The sequence below is a fragment of the Dokdonella sp. genome, from assembly GCF_041395345.1.
Taxonomy (GTDB): Bacteria; Pseudomonadota; Gammaproteobacteria; order Xanthomonadales; family Rhodanobacteraceae; genus Dokdonella.
On sequence record NZ_JAWLAR010000016.1, the window covers coordinates 56,726 to 71,274 of the forward strand.

Sequence of the window (14,549 nt, forward strand, 5' to 3'; positions counted from 1 at the left end):
GACATTGGAACAACACCATGAGTAGTGCAGTGACAGAAGAAAGCGTAAAGCGGCAAATCGAGAAGCTCGCGCAACTGCGCAGCTCGATCGCCGAAGCCATCGTCGGCCAGGATGAGGTCGTCGAACAGTTGCTGATCGGCTTGCTGGCAGGCGGACATTGCCTGCTCGAAGGCGTGCCCGGGCTCGGCAAGACGCTGCTCGTGCGTTCGCTCGGCGAAGCCTTGCGACTGGAGTTCAGGCGCATCCAGTTCACGCCCGACCTGATGCCCAGCGACATCCTCGGCACCGAAATCCTCGAAGAGGATCATGGCACCGGCAAGCGCTACTTCAAGTTCCAGAAGGGGCCGGTGTTCACCAGCCTGCTGCTCGCCGATGAGCTCAATCGCACGCCGCCGAAAACCCAGGCGGCCCTGCTCGAAGCGATGCAGGAGCACACCATCAGCTATGCCGGTACAACCTATCCGTTGCCGGAACCATTCTTCGTGCTGGCCACGCAGAATCCGCTGGAGCAGGCCGGTACCTATCCCTTGCCCGAGGCGCAGCTTGACCGTTTCTTGCTGCACATCCGGGTCGAGTATCCGGGTGAGGAGGAGGAGCGCTCCATTCTCGTGCGTACTACCGGCAGCGGTTCCGGAAAGGTCAGCGAAGTCATGGATGGTGCCGAGGTGATCGCCTTGCAGAAGCTGGTTCGCGAGGTGCACGTCAGCGAAGATCTGCTGACCTGGATCACCCGCCTCGTGCGTGCATCGCGTCCGCAGGATAGTGTCATCAACGAGGTGCGCGAATGGGTACGCTGGGGTGCGGGTCCGCGTGCTGGTCAGTCGCTGGTGCTCGCTTCGAAGGCGCGTGCGCTGATCCACGGACGCCTTGCCGCCACACGCGAGGACGTTCGCGCACTGGCCTCACCGGTTCTGCGGCATCGGCTGTTGCTTTCGTTTGCCGCCGAAGCGGACCGTCGCAGCACCGATGACGTCATCGACGTGCTGCTGCGCGACGTGCCGTTTCCGGCCTGAGCCGGGTCGGCAACGACAGCACGACGGCGATGGCCTTGCGCATTCCGCCCGAACTGCATGCCCGTTTGCGCGACCTGCGCCTGAGCATGCGCGGGCCTTCGCTGGGCGACGGCCTCGGCATGCATGCCAGCCGCAGCCGCGGGGCAGGCCTGGAGTTCGCCCAGTATCGAGGCTATGAACCCGGCGACGAGCCGCGGCGCATCGACTGGAAGCTGTTCGCGCGCTCCGATCGCTATTTCGTGCGTGAAGCCGAGCGCGACAGTCCGCTGACCGTCTGGATATTGATCGACGCCAGTGCTTCGATGGCGCAGTCGGATCGGGCCCGGCCCGAATTCAGCAAGCTCGAAGCCGCCAGGGTGCTCGCGGCCTGCGTGATCGAACTGGCGCTGCGCCAGGGGGATCGTTTCGGTGTGATCGGGCTGTCTGGCGAAGCGCTGCAGTTCGTTGCCGACGGTGCTGGTCCGCGCCAGCGCGACCGCTGCATGGTCGAGCTCGAACGCATGCGCAGTGGCGGCAGTATCACCGCCGATTCGCAACTGGCCGCGCTGTGGGATCGGGTCCGGCCGGGCTCGCTGGTGCTCCTGCTCAGCGATGGTTTCGATGATCGGCTGACCGATCTTGCCGTGCGTCTCTCGGCGACGCGGCGCGAAGTCCTGTCGATCCAGTTGCTGACTGCCGAAGAGCGCGACTTTCCGTTCCGTGGCGGCATGCTGATGCGCGATCCGGAAAGCGGTGTCGAATTGCGTGTCGATGCCGCACGCGCACGCAGCGACTATCTCGAGCGTTTTGCCGCTGCACGCGCAGCACTGGCCAGGCGACTCGCGGCCAGTGGCATCGCACATGTGGAACATGTACTGGATCGGCCGCTGGACGAGCCCTTGCACACACTGTTCGGCGCACCTCAGCGCGCGGCGGACCGGCGATGAGCATCAGTCTGCTGCTGCCGCTGGGTCTGGCCGCCCTGGCCGCATGGATCCTGCCCTTGCTGATCCATCTGGTGCGCCGACCCGAGCAGACGCCCTACGACTTTCCGGCCTTGCGCTGGCTGCGCCAGAGCGAGCGCCCGCGACGCCGACTGCGCTTCGAGGACATCGGCCTGCTCTTGCTGCGCCTGCTTCTGCTTGCGCTGATCGCCTTGCTGCTGGCTGTCCCGGTGCTCCACGGGGAGTGGCGCGGTGCGCGCCACTGGGTGCTCGCCAGCGGCGACATCGATCTTGCCGCTGCGCAGGCGGGGGTTGCCGACGCGCAGGCCGAATGGCGCTGGCTTGCGCCCGGATTTCCCGAGATCGAAAGCGAAAGGCCGGCACCGGATCAGCCGCTGGCCAGTCTGCTGCGCCAGTTCGAGGCGGACATTCCGCCATCCGATAGTCTGACCGTGCTCGTGCCGTCCGTAGTGGGCGGGCTCGATGCCGAGCGCATCGCGCTGGGCCGCAGCATTGCCTGGAAAGTCGTGCCGGCGGCGGACCGATCGGCAAGCACCCGAACCGACAGCAAGCCGCTCAGGATCGGCATTCGTCATGACGCAGAAAGTGCAGACGGACTGCGTTATCTGCGCGCTGCGCTCGACGCGTTGAGCGAGGCGGAACCCGGACGCTGGGAGATCGATGAACAACCGGCCTCGGCCCCTGTCGCTGCGGACGATGACGCCATGATCTGGCTCGGTGCGGCCTTGCCCGACGAAGTGCAGCCATGGATCGCGGCGGGGGGGCGGTTGGTCCTGATCGAGCCCGAGGCACATTCGGGATCGGTCGTGCTGCGAGACAAGACGGGTGCAGCCATCGCGCGCGAGCAGGCGATCGGTGCAGGCGCCATCCTCCGAATCGTGCAGCCGCTGGTTCCCGAAAGCCTGCCGATGCTGCTGGATGCGGAATTCCCGGAACAACTGCGCGCCTTGCTGGTGGGGTCGGCGCCGCCACCGAGCCGCGCTATTGCCGCCGAGGTCGCGCCGCACACGCATGATCGATCGATGCCGTCGCAGACCACAGCGCTGGATCAACTGCTGTGTCTGCTCATCGCCCTCGTGTTTCTGCTCGAACGCATCGTGGCGATGCGAAGGCGGCGAGCGGAATGAGTCGGTCTGTCCCCAATCGCCTGTTGCGCGGCATGCGTGCGCGCCGTGCCCTGATCATCCTGGCCAGTGCCTTGCCGATGATTGCGGCCCTGCTGTTCGCGATGCGCAACCAGCTCGCCGCAGCGCTGGTCATCGCGACCGCGGTCGCGATGGCGATGGCGCTCGCCGGCTGGCTCTGGTTCGCGCTGCGCGGTCTCCGCGTCGAGCAGGTCGTCCGTCGTCTCGATGCATCGATGCCGTTGCTCGATGACAGCAGCGACCTGCTTCTGCGCGACGACGCCGGGCTGTCCGCACTCGAGAAACTGCAGCGCCGGCGTATCTCGGACCGACTCGATGGCTCGCGCCCTGCGGACGTGCGCGAAGCCTGGCCGTGGCGACGCATCGCATTGCTCGGCCTGCTTGCAGCGGGCATCGCGCTGGCGTCGTTGTACCGGCCCGAGGCCGGCATGCCGGAGGCGGAAACACCGTCAGCAATGGCCCAGCCGGATCAGGTCGCCCGCGTCACGTCGTTGAAGTCGATCCGGATCGACATCGAGCCGCCCGCCTACACGGGTCTGCCTTCGCGAAGAGAGTCCACCCTCGATGTCGAAGCCGCGCAGGGTTCGACCCTGCACTGGAAGCTCGCATTTTCGCCGGAACCGGGAGCCGCGTCCCTGCAGTTCCATGACGGATCGACGCTTCCGCTTCGCAAGGAAGGCGAAGCCTGGGCTGCCGAAACGGAACTCGGGCAGTCGACCCTGTATCGCATCGTGCTCGGCGCGGCGCCACCGCTCGAAGAAGATCGCCTGTATCGACTCGATGCGATCGCGGACCAGCCGCCGACCATACGCGTGATCCTGCCCGAGAAGACACTGAGCCAGGTCGAGCCGGGTCAACAGTCATGGCAACTCGAATTCGAAGTCAGCGACGACTATGGCGTTGGCGACGCCAGCCTGGGCATCATCCTGGCCCAGGGCAGTGGCGAACAGGTCACGGTCAGCGAGCGTAGCGAGCGCTTGCGTGCCGAGTCCGCCGGCAGTGCACGCCAGAAAACGTTCAGGCGAAAGCTGTCGCTGGGATCGACGGGGATCACGCCCGGCGACGATCTGATCGTTCGGCTCAGTGTACGTGATCTGCGCAAGCCACAAGCCAACGTCGCACGCAGCGCGAGCTACATCCTGCGCTGGCCAGCGGAAATGGCCAGTGAGAGCGAGGGCGTGGAAGGCATCGTGCAGAAAGTCCTGCCTGCCTATTTTCGCAGCCAGCGCCAGATCATCATCGATACCGAGGCACTGCTCGCCGAGCGCGATCAACTGGACGCCGATCGTTTCCTTGCGCGTTCCGACACGATCGGCGTCGATCAGAAGATCCTGCGTCTGCGCTATGGGCAGTTCCTTGGGGAGGAATTCGAGTCCGGTGGTGGCGCGGGCCCCGAGCATCAGGCGTCCGAAGACGACGAGCACAAGGACGAGCCCACTCAACTCGATGCTCTGCCTGCCGGGCACAGCCACGATGACGGGCATGACCACGGCAATGCGGAATTCGGTGTCGCCGACGACGTGCTCGCCGAGTTCGGCCACGCCCACGATCACGCCGAAGCCGCGACCCTGCTGGATCCGGAAACAAAGAAGATTCTCAAATCCGCCCTGGCCGAAATGTGGCAGGCCGAACTGCATCTGCGTCTCGGCGAGCCGGCCAGGGCTTTGCCGTTCGAGAACCGGGCGCTGGCCTACATCAAGCAGGTGCAGCAGGCTTCGCGCATCTATCTGGCGCGCGTCGGTCTTGAGCTGCCACCGGTTGATGAAAGCCGGCGCCTGTCCGGCAAGCGCGAAGGTCTGCGCGATCCGCGCGGCGTGCTGATGCCGGCTGATGCCGGTGACGAGTTCCTTGAACAGGCGTACCGCGCGCTCTCGAATGGAGAATCGATCGACCTCGTAGTACTCGAAGCCTGGGTGCGCCAGCACGAATCCCACCTCGATGATCCGCTGGACCTGATTGCCGCGCTCGACGTGTTGCGTCGCGAACCGGCTTGCGATGCGTGTCGCGAGAGCGTGCTCGATGCGCTCTGGGCGCTGTTGCCGGTGCCGCCAGCAGAAACACCTTCGCGCGCGGAACCGGATGCCGTCGGCAAGGCCTATCTCGATGGGCTCGGCGCGGAGGTGCAACCGTGAGCCTATCGCTTGCCAGCCTGCTCGTGATTGTTGTTGCGATCGTGATTGGAAGCTTCCGCAGCGGACGTGCTCCCGGCATGCGTCGCTGGTTGTTCTCACTCGGACAACTCCTGCTCGGTGCGGCGCTGGCCCTGTTGCTGTTTCCACCGCCCATAACGCGCAGTGGCGAAACAGCATTCGTGGCGACTTCCGGGACCACCGAAAGCCAATGGACGAGCATCGCGCCGGAAGCAACACGCCTCGTGTTGCCCGAAGCGGCGTCTGATCCGCACACGGGAGAGCGCGTCGTGGATCTCGCCAGTGCCCTGCGCGAGCATCCGGAAATCGAAAGCCTGCACGTACTGGGCGATGGTTTGCCGGAGCGCGATCGCGCTGCTGTGGCCGATCGCGGCCTTGTATTCGAGGCAGCCGATGAACCGCGGGGCGTGGTCGATCTCAAGGTGCCCGAGGCCGTCGGCGCCGGTACGGTCTGGTCGGTGAGCGGGCGCGTATCCGGGGTGGCCGATGCACGCGTGGAATTGCTCGATCGCAGTGGGGCAGTCGTCGCGAGTGCGCCGCTGGATGCCGAGGGCCGGTTCGAACTGTCGACCGTCGCGCGATCGAATACGCGCATGCGTTACGGCTTGCGCGTGCTGGATGCCGAGGATGCAGTGGTCGAGGAGGCGCCGATCGCGGTCGCGGCCGGCAAGGCGGATGCCTTGCGCATCGAGGTGATTGCCGGTGCGCCCGACGCCGAGCTGAAGTATCTGCGCCGCTGGATAGTCGATGCGGGGCATGTGTTGGGCAGCCAGATCGCATTGAGTCGCGGCATCGAGCAACGCCAGTCGGCAGCGAGTCTTGATCCCGGCAGTCTTGCAGAAACCGACCTGCTGATCCTTGACGAGCGTGCCTGGACCGGGTTGCCGCAATCGGCGCGCGAGTCGATCCGGGCTGCCGTCGAGGCCGGCATGGGACTGCTGCTGCGCGTGACTGGCCCGGTTCCCTCGAAAGTGGCCGAGGATTGGGCGGCGCTCGGATTCCAGCTGGACGATGCCGATGTTTCGCGCAGCGTCGAAGTCGGCAACCTGCCCGGCGAGCCGGGCGAAAGCCGAACCCTGAGTCGCCGTCCGCTTGTTGTGCGCGCTGCGGATTCGGTGCCCTTGCTGGTGGCATCGGATGGATCGGACCTGGCCCGCTGGCGTGCGCTGGGGCAGGGCCGGGTCGGCCTCTGGTTGCCGCTGGATACCTGGCGCATGACCCTCGAAGGCGATCGCCACACCTACGAAACGCTTTGGAGCGACACTTTTTCCACGCTGGCCCGCGCCCGCGGAAAGGCGACGCCGCAATGGCCACGGCAGGTGCGCGTCGATCAGCGCAGCGTGATCTGCGGGCTGCAAACCGGCGCAGAGATCGAAAACGCGGACGGCGTTTCCCGTGCGCTGCTGGTCGAGACCGACGACGCATCTTCCAGCGCCGCATGGTGGCCGGATCGCGCGGGTTGGCATGAACTGATCAACGGCGAAGAACGCTGGCCGATTCATGTACTTGATCGCGGCGAAGCCGATTCCCTGCAGCGCATGGCCACGCGCGAAGCAACCCTGGCCCTGGTCAATGAAACGCCGGTGGAACGGCGTACCCTCATCGATATGCCACGCTGGCCGTTCTTCCTGCTCTGGCTGGCACTGGCCGGAATGGTCTGGTGGCTGGAGCGTCGCAGGCCCATCTCGCAGCCATGAAGAATCCTGAAGGATAGATTTTCCCGCTGGGACTGGTAGCAGCTGTTCCTAAGAGGGACCTCGCCTTGTCGTGACTCTTCGTCGAAACCTCGCGAGAGAGCATCGCCCCTGAAGGGCCTCCTACGAAAAGCCTTTCCGCTGGATTCGACTCCTGCACGCAGTGATTGGGGCGCCGAGCCTCATTGCTGCTGTAGGGGGCCCCTTCAGGGACGATGCTTTTCACAGACTGTCGCGCAACTTGCTGAAAGGCATCGCAACCAAAGAAAGTCCCCTCTCGGGTCGGCCAAAACCTGCTCCTGCGGGGTGAGTGTGATGCCCCTGTTTCGACGCATCCTGTAGGAGGCCCCTTCAGGGACGATGCTTTTCACAGACTTTCGCGCAAGCTGCTGAAAGGCATCGCGACCAAAGAAAGTCCCCTCTCAGTAAAGTCAAAGCCTGCTCCTGCGGGATGAGGTTGGTGCCCCGTGTTTCGATGCATTCTGTAGGAGGCCCGTCAGGGGCGATGCTCTTGTGCAAACCGCGCAGCCGCTTCGAGGCTGGAGATGATTCCTTGAAAGGCAACGTGCAGAAAGCAACTCACGCCACTAGCGCAATCAAAGCTGCGGCTTGGCTCTGGCCGCCAGTTCCGCATTGAGTTGCTGGCGGGCGACCTGGGCTTCACGCCGGGCGATATACAGGCTGGCGCTGATGACGATGGCCGCACCGATCAGGGTGTAGGTATCGACCGTCTCGTTGAACAGCAGCCAGGCAAGCACGCCGACCACGAGGAATTGCAGGTAGCTCAACGGCGCCAGCGCCGAGGCGTCCGCCATCTTCAAGGCGCGCGTCCAGCAATAGTGGCCGCCGGTACCGAGCGCGCCCGACAGCACCAGCCACGGCCAGATGTGCGCGGATGGCCACTCCCACACTGTCAATGCAAACGGCAAGCTCAGCGGCACCCAGAGAAGAGTGGTCAACAACACGATGCGATCCGGTGGATCCGTGCGCGACAGGTACTTGATGCTGATCGTGACCATGCCGCTGAGTGCTGCCGCCGTCAGCGCGACCAGGGTTGCCACGCTGAAATCGGTCGTGCTCGGTCGCACGATGACGAGCACGCCGATGAAGCCGACAATCACCGCGCTCCAGCGCCGCATGCGCACCACTTCACCGAGCACGAGCACCGCGCCGATCGTGATGAACATCGGCGTCGAGTAGGACAGGGCCACGGCCTGAGCCAGTGGCAAGTGCACCAGCGCCCAGAATCCGCACAGCATCGAGATGATGCCGACCCCGCAACGAATCAGATAGAAGCCGATACGTCGCGTACGCAGGATTTCGAAGCCGTGCACGCGAATCAGGGGCAGGGCGAACAAGGCCCCGAAGAGGCAGCGGAAGAATGCAATCTCGAACGCGTGCTGCTCGCTGGAGGCGAAACGGATGGCTATGGCCATCATGCCGAACAGCGAGGCGCTTGCCGCCATCAGCAATGCTGCGCGCAACGGAAGCGCTGACGGCACACTGATGATGTTGGTCACGTCAGGCTGAAAACCAGGGAAGCGGAAGGCGCATGATACACCTCGACGATCCCTGGTCATTCGCGACAACTGGCCTCCTGCGAGCCGTTCAGCCAGAATCGGGACATGAAACCCGAGATCGACTTCGTCGTTGCCATTCCTGCCCGCTACGGTTCGCAGCGCCTTCCGGGCAAGCCGCTGCGCCTCATTGCCGGCGATCCGATGATCCTGCATGTGGCGCGGCGCGCGCTGCAGGCCGGCGCAAGCGAGGTTGTCGTTGCCACCGACGATCAGCGAATCGTGGACGCGCTCGAAGGCAGTGGAGTCGCTGCGACGCTGACCCGCAGCGAGCATGCCTCGGGCAGCGATCGCCTCGCCGAACTTGCCGAGCTGCGCGGTTGGGATGACGCGCGCATCGTCGTCAACCTGCAAGGCGATGAGCCCCTCGCACCCGCCAGCGGCATTCGTGCCGTAGCCGAGGCGCTGGCCTCGGGCAACTGTCCGATGGCCACCCTGGCAACCCCGGTGCTGACCGCGGAAGAACTGTTCGATCCGAATTGCGTGAAGCTTGTGCGCGATGCATCCTGCAACGCGCTGTACTTCAGCCGTGCCCCGATTCCATGGGCGCGCGATACGTTTGCGCAATCACGCGAAACCCTGCCTGCGGATACGAACTTCCTGCGCCATATCGGCATCTACGCCTACCGTGCCGGGTTCCTCAAGTTGCTGGCGGGCATGTCGCGAACGCCGCTGGAGATTGCCGAATCCCTCGAGCAATTGCGTGCGATCGAACACGGCTGCCCGATCACCGTGGCTCTCGCACCCGAACCCTTTCCGGCAGGCGTCGATACTGCGGAGGATCTGGCCCGCGTCGAGCGCCTGCTGGCAGACAAGGCCACGGCATGAAGATCCTGTTCGTCTGCATGGGCAATATCTGCCGGTCGCCGACTGTTGAGGCCGTCGCCCGCGTGGAATTCGCCCGCGCCGGGCTCGACATCGAGGTCGAGTCGGCGGGCACCGAGAGCTACCACGTCGGCGACCAAGCCGATCCGCGCGCGATCGCCATGGCCGAGGCGCATGGATATCCCATGTCGGCCCATCGCGCGCGCCAGCTCTGTGCAGAGGACTTCTCGCGATTCGATCATCTGCTGGTGATGGATCAGGTGAATCTGCGCGCCGCACGGGCCAGGGGCCCGCTGGAAGGCCGCGAACGGGTCGAGTTGTTCCTGCCGTTTGTCGGCATTTCAGAGCCTGTCGAACTGCCCGATCCGTATTACGGCAGCAACAGGGACTTCCAGCGCGCACTGGATCTGGCCCGCGATGGCATCATGGCCTATGTGGATCGAGTGACAGGACGGTAGTCCGGAGCGTTCCAGGCAGCGCCCGTGTGCAGCGCAACGAGCATTCAGAGGGGGAGAGGATGGATTCACGATCACCCGCACCGGAGTTTCCAGCCGGGCTCGATTGGGTCAATGTCAGCGAAGCGCCGATGCTGGCGAATTTGCGTGGCCGCGTGGTCCTGCTCTGGTTCTGGAGCTATGACAATGTCTACTGCTGGAATCTGCTGCCGGACCTGACCTTCCTCGAAAACCGCTATCACGACGGCCTGACCGTGATCGGCGTGCACACGCCCAAGTATCCCGCCCAGCGTGATTCCGGCGCCGTGCTCAAGGCCGTCAACCGGCACAACATCCGCCACCCGATGGCGAACGACACCCAGCACGCGCTTTGGCAGCAATACGGCATCGATGCCTGGCCCAGTGCGGTGCTGATCGATGCCGAAGGCCAGGTGGCGGCCGTCATTCCCGGCGAGGGGCGGCGGCAGGATCTCGACGAACAGATCGCCAGGCTGCTCGATGAAGCGGCCGAGCGCGACCTGCGCGAGTACGAAGCGTCCGCGCCGGCGTCGCGTCCGGAACCGCGCCTGCCGCTGTCGTTCCCCGGCAAGCTTCTGGCAACGGATTCACTGCTGTATGTCTCCGACAGCGGTCATGACAGGGTGCTCGAGTGCAACCACGATGGTCGCATCCTGCGCCAGTTCGGATCCGGTGATGCCAGCTACTGGGACGGTCGCAACCAGGAGTGCGGATTCAATGATCCGCAGGGTCTGGCCCTGCGCGATGAATTCCTCTTCGTGGCCGATCGTGGCAATCACGCCGTGCGCAAGATCCGGCTGCACGGAGGCGATGTCGAGACCGTGCTGGGAACAGGCGAGGAAGGGCGTGCACGTCCGCACGATGCCGATCCGCTCGCGACCCCGATCAGCAACCCCAGTGGCCTGGCGATCATTGCCGACAAGCTCTATGTGCTTTCGGCCAGCCAGAACCAGATCTGGGAGCTGGACCTGGGCCGGAATCGTGTCGACGTGCTGGCCGGTACCGGAAAGCTCGGCATGCAGGATGGCCTGTCACTGGAAGCCAGCTTTGCCCAGCCGAGCGGCGTTTCGCCCAGCGGCTTGCAGCTGCTGATCTGCGACGCGGCCTCCTCGTCGATTCGGCTGCTCCGCCTCAGCGATGGCCGGGTCAAGACCCTGGTCGGCGCCGGCCTGTATGAATACGGTGATGCGTCGGGCAACCGCGAAACAGCGCGGCTGCAGAATCCGCTCGATGTGGTCATGGATCCGCGCGGCATCATCTTCATCGCCGACAGCTACAACGGCCGCATCAAGGCCCTGAGCCTCAAGAGCGGAGCAGTGCGTACCCTCAACGTCAACTATCGTCTGCAGGAACCCGGCGGACTCTCGATCGCCTCCGGAGCGCTCTGGGTCGCCAACACCAACGTGCACGAAATCGTCCGCATCGACCTGGCCAGCGGCATCGCCAAGCGCGTGCCGATCGGCGAGTAGCACCTGACGTCCCGGTACTTGGTACAAGAGCCAACGCGGGTATCTGCTTTTTCCCCCTCTCCCCTCGGGAGAGGGTTGGGGTGAGGGTGCGGCCAATGCGCAGATTCCAACGCTTCCAGAACCGCCATGGAGTACTTCGCGATGCAGGGGCACTAATGGTGACGCGTACCCCCATCCGCCCTGCGGGCACCTTCCCCCGAGGGGAGAAGGAAACACCCTCACTGCCGAGGCGAGCTGAATCCAGACCCCCTCTCCCCTCGGGAGAGGGTTGGGGAGAGGGTACGGACAAAGCGCAGATTCCAACGCTTCCAGAACCGCCATGCAGATCCTCGCGAAATTGGGGGACTAATGGTGACGCGTACCCCCATCCGCCCTGCGGGCACCTTCCCCCGAGGGGAGAAGGAAACGCCCTCTCTGCCGAGGCAAGCTGAGTCCTGGCTCCCTCGCCCCATGGGAGAGGGTTGGGGTGACGACTGCATGGATGCAGGAGGTAGAACAGCGTCTGGAACGGCTGTCGAGGGTACGCAATCGCGCCAAACATCAGTTCCAACGGCCGCCGGAAAAACTTCCTGAACCTGAACACGGGTTTCCGCCACACCCCATCCACGCCACAATCCATCCCATGCAGGATCAACCCTCCTTCGACGGCAAGGCCTTTGTCGCCAACCTGAGCAGCGCGCCTGGCGTTTACCGGATGATCGCCGCCAGCGGTGATCTTCTCTATGTCGGCAAGGCCGGCAATCTGAAGAAGCGCGTCGGCAGCTACTTCCTCAAGCCCAGCATGCAGCCGCGCATCGCGGCCATGGTCGCGCAGATCGCCAGCATCGAGATCACCCTGACCCGCACCGAGGCCGAGGCCTTGCTGCTGGAAGCGCAGCTGATCAAGTCGCTGCGCCCGCGCTACAACATCCTGCTGCGCGACGACAAGAGTTACCCCTATATCCACCTGACCCCCGGTGACTACCCGCGCCTGGCCTTCCATCGTGGTGCACGCACCGGGGGAGGGCGCTATTTCGGACCGTATCCGAGTGCGATTTCCGTCCGGGAAACCCTGAGCCTTCTGCAGAAGCTGTTCCGTATCCGCAACTGCGAGGACAGCTACTTCAAGAACCGCTCGCGCCCCTGCCTGCAATACCAGATCGGTCGCTGCAGCGCGCCCTGCGTGGATTTCATTCCCGCCGAGGAATACCAGACCAGCGTTCGCCATGCCGCGATGTTCCTCGAAGGCAAGAGCAATGCATTGCTCGACGAACTGATTGCCGGGATGGAGCAGGCCAGCGCGGCGCTGGACTTCGAGCGCGCGGCGCTGATGCGCGATCGCATTGCCGCGGTCAGGAAGGTGCAGGCCAGGCACTACGTGCACGGGGCCGGCGCCGACATGGATGTCCTCGCCTGTGCGATCAGCCAGGGTGTGGCCTGCGTCAGCGTGATGTTCTTTCGTGACGGCATCAGCCTGGGCTCGCGTAACTTCTATCCGCGCCTCGGCCTGGATGCCGACGAATCCGACGTGCTCGGCTCGTTCCTGGGCCAGTACTACCTCGAACGCCCGGTGCCGTCCGAGCTGGTCCTCAGCCATGCGCCTGCCGAGGCCGACTTGCTGGCAGAGGCCCTGAGCGCCCACGCCGGTCACAAGGTCGAGCTGAAGACCTCGGTGCGCACCGATCGCGCCCGCTTCCTCGACATGGCGGTCACCAATGCCGGGGCCGCGCTCAGCGCGAAGCTGGCCAGCCGGCAGACCCAATTGGGCCGATTCGAAGCCCTGCGCGACCTGCTCAAGCTTGAAGAAGTGCCGCAACGCATCGAGTGCTTCGACATCAGCCACACGATGGGCGAGGCCACGGTCGCTTCCTGTGTCGTGTTCGGGCCGGAAGGCCCGGAAAAGTCCCACTACCGGCGCTTCAATATCACCGGAATCACCGGCGGCGACGACTACGCGGCCATGCACCAGGCGCTGGAGCGCCGCTACCGGCGCATTCAGGCCGGGCAGGGCATTCTTCCCGATATCCTGTTGATCGACGGCGGCCTCGGCCAGGTTCGCCAGGCGCTGGACGTGCTCGCAACCCTGGGTGTCGAGGGTGTACAAGTAGTCGGCGTAGCCAAGGGTGAAGCGCGCCGGGCAGGCCACGAGACCTTGATCCTCGGCGATTCCGGCCGCAGCTTGTGGCCTGGTCCGGATTCCCCGGCATCGCACCTGATCCAGGCCGTACGTGACGAGGCACACCGGTTCGCCATCACCGGCCATCGCGGGCGCAGGGAAAAGGCACGCGAGGCATCCAGCCTGGAAGAAGTGGCGGGAGTGGGGGCCAAGCGCAGGGCGGCACTATTGCGCCAGTTTGGTGGTCTGGCCGGGGTAACCCGGGCCGGAATCGAGGAACTCATGCAGGTCAACGGGATCAATCGTGAACTTGCCGAACGCATTTACGCTGCATTGCACGGATAATGGCTGAAACATGCATCTGACCCTGCCAACGATCCTCACCCTGTTCCGTATCGGATTGTTGCCGGTCATCGTTATCGTCTTCTACCTGCCCGAATACTTCCCCGCCAGCCGCAGCTGGTCGAACCACGCCGCCGCCGGCATCTTCATCGCCGCCGCCATCACCGACTGGCTCGATGGCTGGATCGCCCGGCGCTACAACATGAGCTCGGCTTTTGGCGCCTTTCTCGACCCGGTCGCCGATAAACTCATGGTCGCCGTGGCCCTGTTCCTGATCGTCCAGCAGAACCCGACGCCGGTGATGGCCGTCACCAGCGCCGTCATCGTGGGCCGCGAGATCAGCATCTCCGCTCTGCGCGAATGGATGGCCGAGCTCGGCCAGCGTGCTGCCGTCGGCGTGGCCTGGATCGGCAAGTTCAAGACGGTCATGCAGATCGTCGCCATCGTGGTCTGCCTGCACCAGCGTGATGTTCCGGAATTGCGCCTGTACCGGATCGGCGAAGGGCTGCTCGTTGTGGCGGCAGTGCTGACGATCTGGTCGGCCCTGGTCTACGTGCGTGCGGCCTGGCCGATCATGCGCGATGCCGACAGCGGCAAGATCTGAACCGCCGATTGACTGTGGCATCGGCGCGCAGGGGCCCGTTTGATGCCGTTTCTGGACGAAACAGGTTGACTCTTCCGTGGCATTCCGTAATATGCGCGTCCCACGCGGGAATAGCTCAGTTGGTAGAGCGCAACCTTGCCAAGGTTGAGGTCGGGAGTTCGAGCCTCCTTTCCCGCTCCAGTTTGTGCACGACGGTCCGGCTGCCAGCAGCGTCGTTG

11 protein-coding genes and 1 tRNA gene are annotated in these 14,549 nt (G+C 64.6%); 11 read left to right on the forward strand and 1 reads right to left on the reverse strand.

Going from position 1 to position 14,549, the window contains the following annotated elements; genetic code table 11:
* Positions 1–17: 17 nt before the first annotated feature.
* The 5 genes from R3F00_RS14320 to R3F00_RS14340 are packed head-to-tail and all read left to right on the forward strand — an operon-like array spanning position 18 to position 6,949.
* Positions 18–1,013 carry an AAA family ATPase gene (locus R3F00_RS14320; protein ID WP_371282481.1) on the forward strand — a complete coding sequence of 332 codons (996 nt, stop codon included), beginning with the start codon at positions 18–20 and terminating at the stop codon, positions 1,011–1,013.
* Positions 1,014–1,042: 29 nt separating this feature from the next.
* The gene (locus R3F00_RS14325) at positions 1,043–1,939 is read left to right on the forward strand and encodes a DUF58 domain-containing protein (protein ID WP_371282482.1); all 897 of its coding nucleotides are present in this window, start codon (positions 1,043–1,045) and stop codon (positions 1,937–1,939) included.
* On the forward strand, positions 1,936–3,084 hold the full coding sequence (locus tag R3F00_RS14330; RefSeq protein WP_371282483.1) for a BatA domain-containing protein: 1,149 nt from the start codon (positions 1,936–1,938) through the stop codon (positions 3,082–3,084). The genes R3F00_RS14325 and R3F00_RS14330 overlap by 4 nt, the downstream gene beginning before the upstream one ends.
* Positions 3,081–5,234, forward strand: coding sequence for a DUF4175 family protein (locus tag R3F00_RS14335; RefSeq protein ID WP_371282484.1), 2,154 nt, complete (start codon positions 3,081–3,083; stop codon positions 5,232–5,234). The genes R3F00_RS14330 and R3F00_RS14335 overlap by 4 nt, the downstream gene beginning before the upstream one ends.
* A complete protein-coding gene (locus R3F00_RS14340; RefSeq protein WP_371282485.1) occupies positions 5,231–6,949 on the forward strand; it encodes a hypothetical protein in 1,719 nt (572 codons plus the stop codon). Before R3F00_RS14335 ends, R3F00_RS14340 begins: the two co-directional genes overlap by 4 nt.
* Before the next feature lie 593 nt (positions 6,950–7,542).
* On the opposite strand, the gene R3F00_RS14345 is transcribed toward R3F00_RS14340, so the two are convergent.
* Positions 7,543–8,430, reverse strand: coding sequence for a DMT family transporter (locus R3F00_RS14345; protein ID WP_371282527.1), 888 nt, complete (start codon positions 8,428–8,430; stop codon positions 7,543–7,545).
* 141 nt (positions 8,431–8,571) lie between these two features.
* Here R3F00_RS14345 and kdsB point away from each other — a divergent pair, with 141 nt between their 5' ends.
* The 6 genes from kdsB to R3F00_RS14375 all read left to right on the forward strand — a co-directional run bounded on the left by kdsB (position 8,572) and on the right by R3F00_RS14375 (position 14,511).
* Positions 8,572–9,351, forward strand: a complete 780-nt coding sequence (kdsB, locus tag R3F00_RS14350) for a 3-deoxy-manno-octulosonate cytidylyltransferase (RefSeq protein WP_371282486.1) — start codon at positions 8,572–8,574, stop codon at positions 9,349–9,351.
* A complete protein-coding gene (locus tag R3F00_RS14355) occupies positions 9,348–9,806 on the forward strand; it encodes a low molecular weight protein-tyrosine-phosphatase (RefSeq protein WP_371282487.1) in 459 nt (152 codons plus the stop codon). Before kdsB ends, R3F00_RS14355 begins: the two co-directional genes overlap by 4 nt.
* A 59-nt stretch (positions 9,807–9,865) precedes the next feature.
* On the forward strand, positions 9,866–11,290 hold the full coding sequence (locus R3F00_RS14360) for a thioredoxin-like domain-containing protein (RefSeq protein WP_371282488.1): 1,425 nt from the start codon (positions 9,866–9,868) through the stop codon (positions 11,288–11,290).
* A gap of 622 nt (positions 11,291–11,912) precedes the next feature.
* Complete coding sequence (uvrC, locus tag R3F00_RS14365) at positions 11,913–13,730, forward strand: excinuclease ABC subunit UvrC (RefSeq protein ID WP_371282489.1); 1,818 nt, start codon at positions 11,913–11,915, stop codon at positions 13,728–13,730.
* A gap of 10 nt (positions 13,731–13,740) precedes the next feature.
* Positions 13,741–14,331: a CDP-diacylglycerol--glycerol-3-phosphate 3-phosphatidyltransferase gene (gene pgsA, locus R3F00_RS14370; RefSeq protein ID WP_371282490.1), complete on the forward strand. Its 591-nt coding sequence runs from the start codon at positions 13,741–13,743 to the stop codon at positions 14,329–14,331.
* 104 nt (positions 14,332–14,435) lie between these two features.
* Positions 14,436–14,511: transfer RNA gene (locus tag R3F00_RS14375), tRNA-Gly, on the forward strand.
* The last annotated feature ends 38 nt before the right edge of the window (positions 14,512–14,549 follow it).

Excerpts from the sequence above, each read along its gene's own strand:
- R3F00_RS14320 (WP_371282481.1), top strand. The coding sequence starts at position 18 with ATGAGTAGTGCAGTGACAGAAGAAAGCGTAAAGCGGCAAATCGAGAAG.
- R3F00_RS14325 (WP_371282482.1), top strand. The coding sequence starts at position 1,043 with ATGGCCTTGCGCATTCCGCCCGAACTGCATGCCCGTTTGCGCGACCTG.
- R3F00_RS14330 (WP_371282483.1), top strand. The coding sequence starts at position 1,936 with ATGAGCATCAGTCTGCTGCTGCCGCTGGGTCTGGCCGCCCTGGCCGCA.
- R3F00_RS14335 (WP_371282484.1), top strand. The coding sequence starts at position 3,081 with ATGAGTCGGTCTGTCCCCAATCGCCTGTTGCGCGGCATGCGTGCGCGC.
- kdsB (WP_371282486.1), top strand. The coding sequence starts at position 8,572 with ATGAAACCCGAGATCGACTTCGTCGTTGCCATTCCTGCCCGCTACGGT.
- R3F00_RS14355 (WP_371282487.1), top strand. The coding sequence starts at position 9,348 with ATGAAGATCCTGTTCGTCTGCATGGGCAATATCTGCCGGTCGCCGACT.
- R3F00_RS14360 (WP_371282488.1), top strand. The coding sequence starts at position 9,866 with ATGGATTCACGATCACCCGCACCGGAGTTTCCAGCCGGGCTCGATTGG.
- uvrC (WP_371282489.1), top strand. The coding sequence starts at position 11,913 with ATGCAGGATCAACCCTCCTTCGACGGCAAGGCCTTTGTCGCCAACCTG.
- pgsA (WP_371282490.1), top strand. The coding sequence starts at position 13,741 with ATGCATCTGACCCTGCCAACGATCCTCACCCTGTTCCGTATCGGATTG.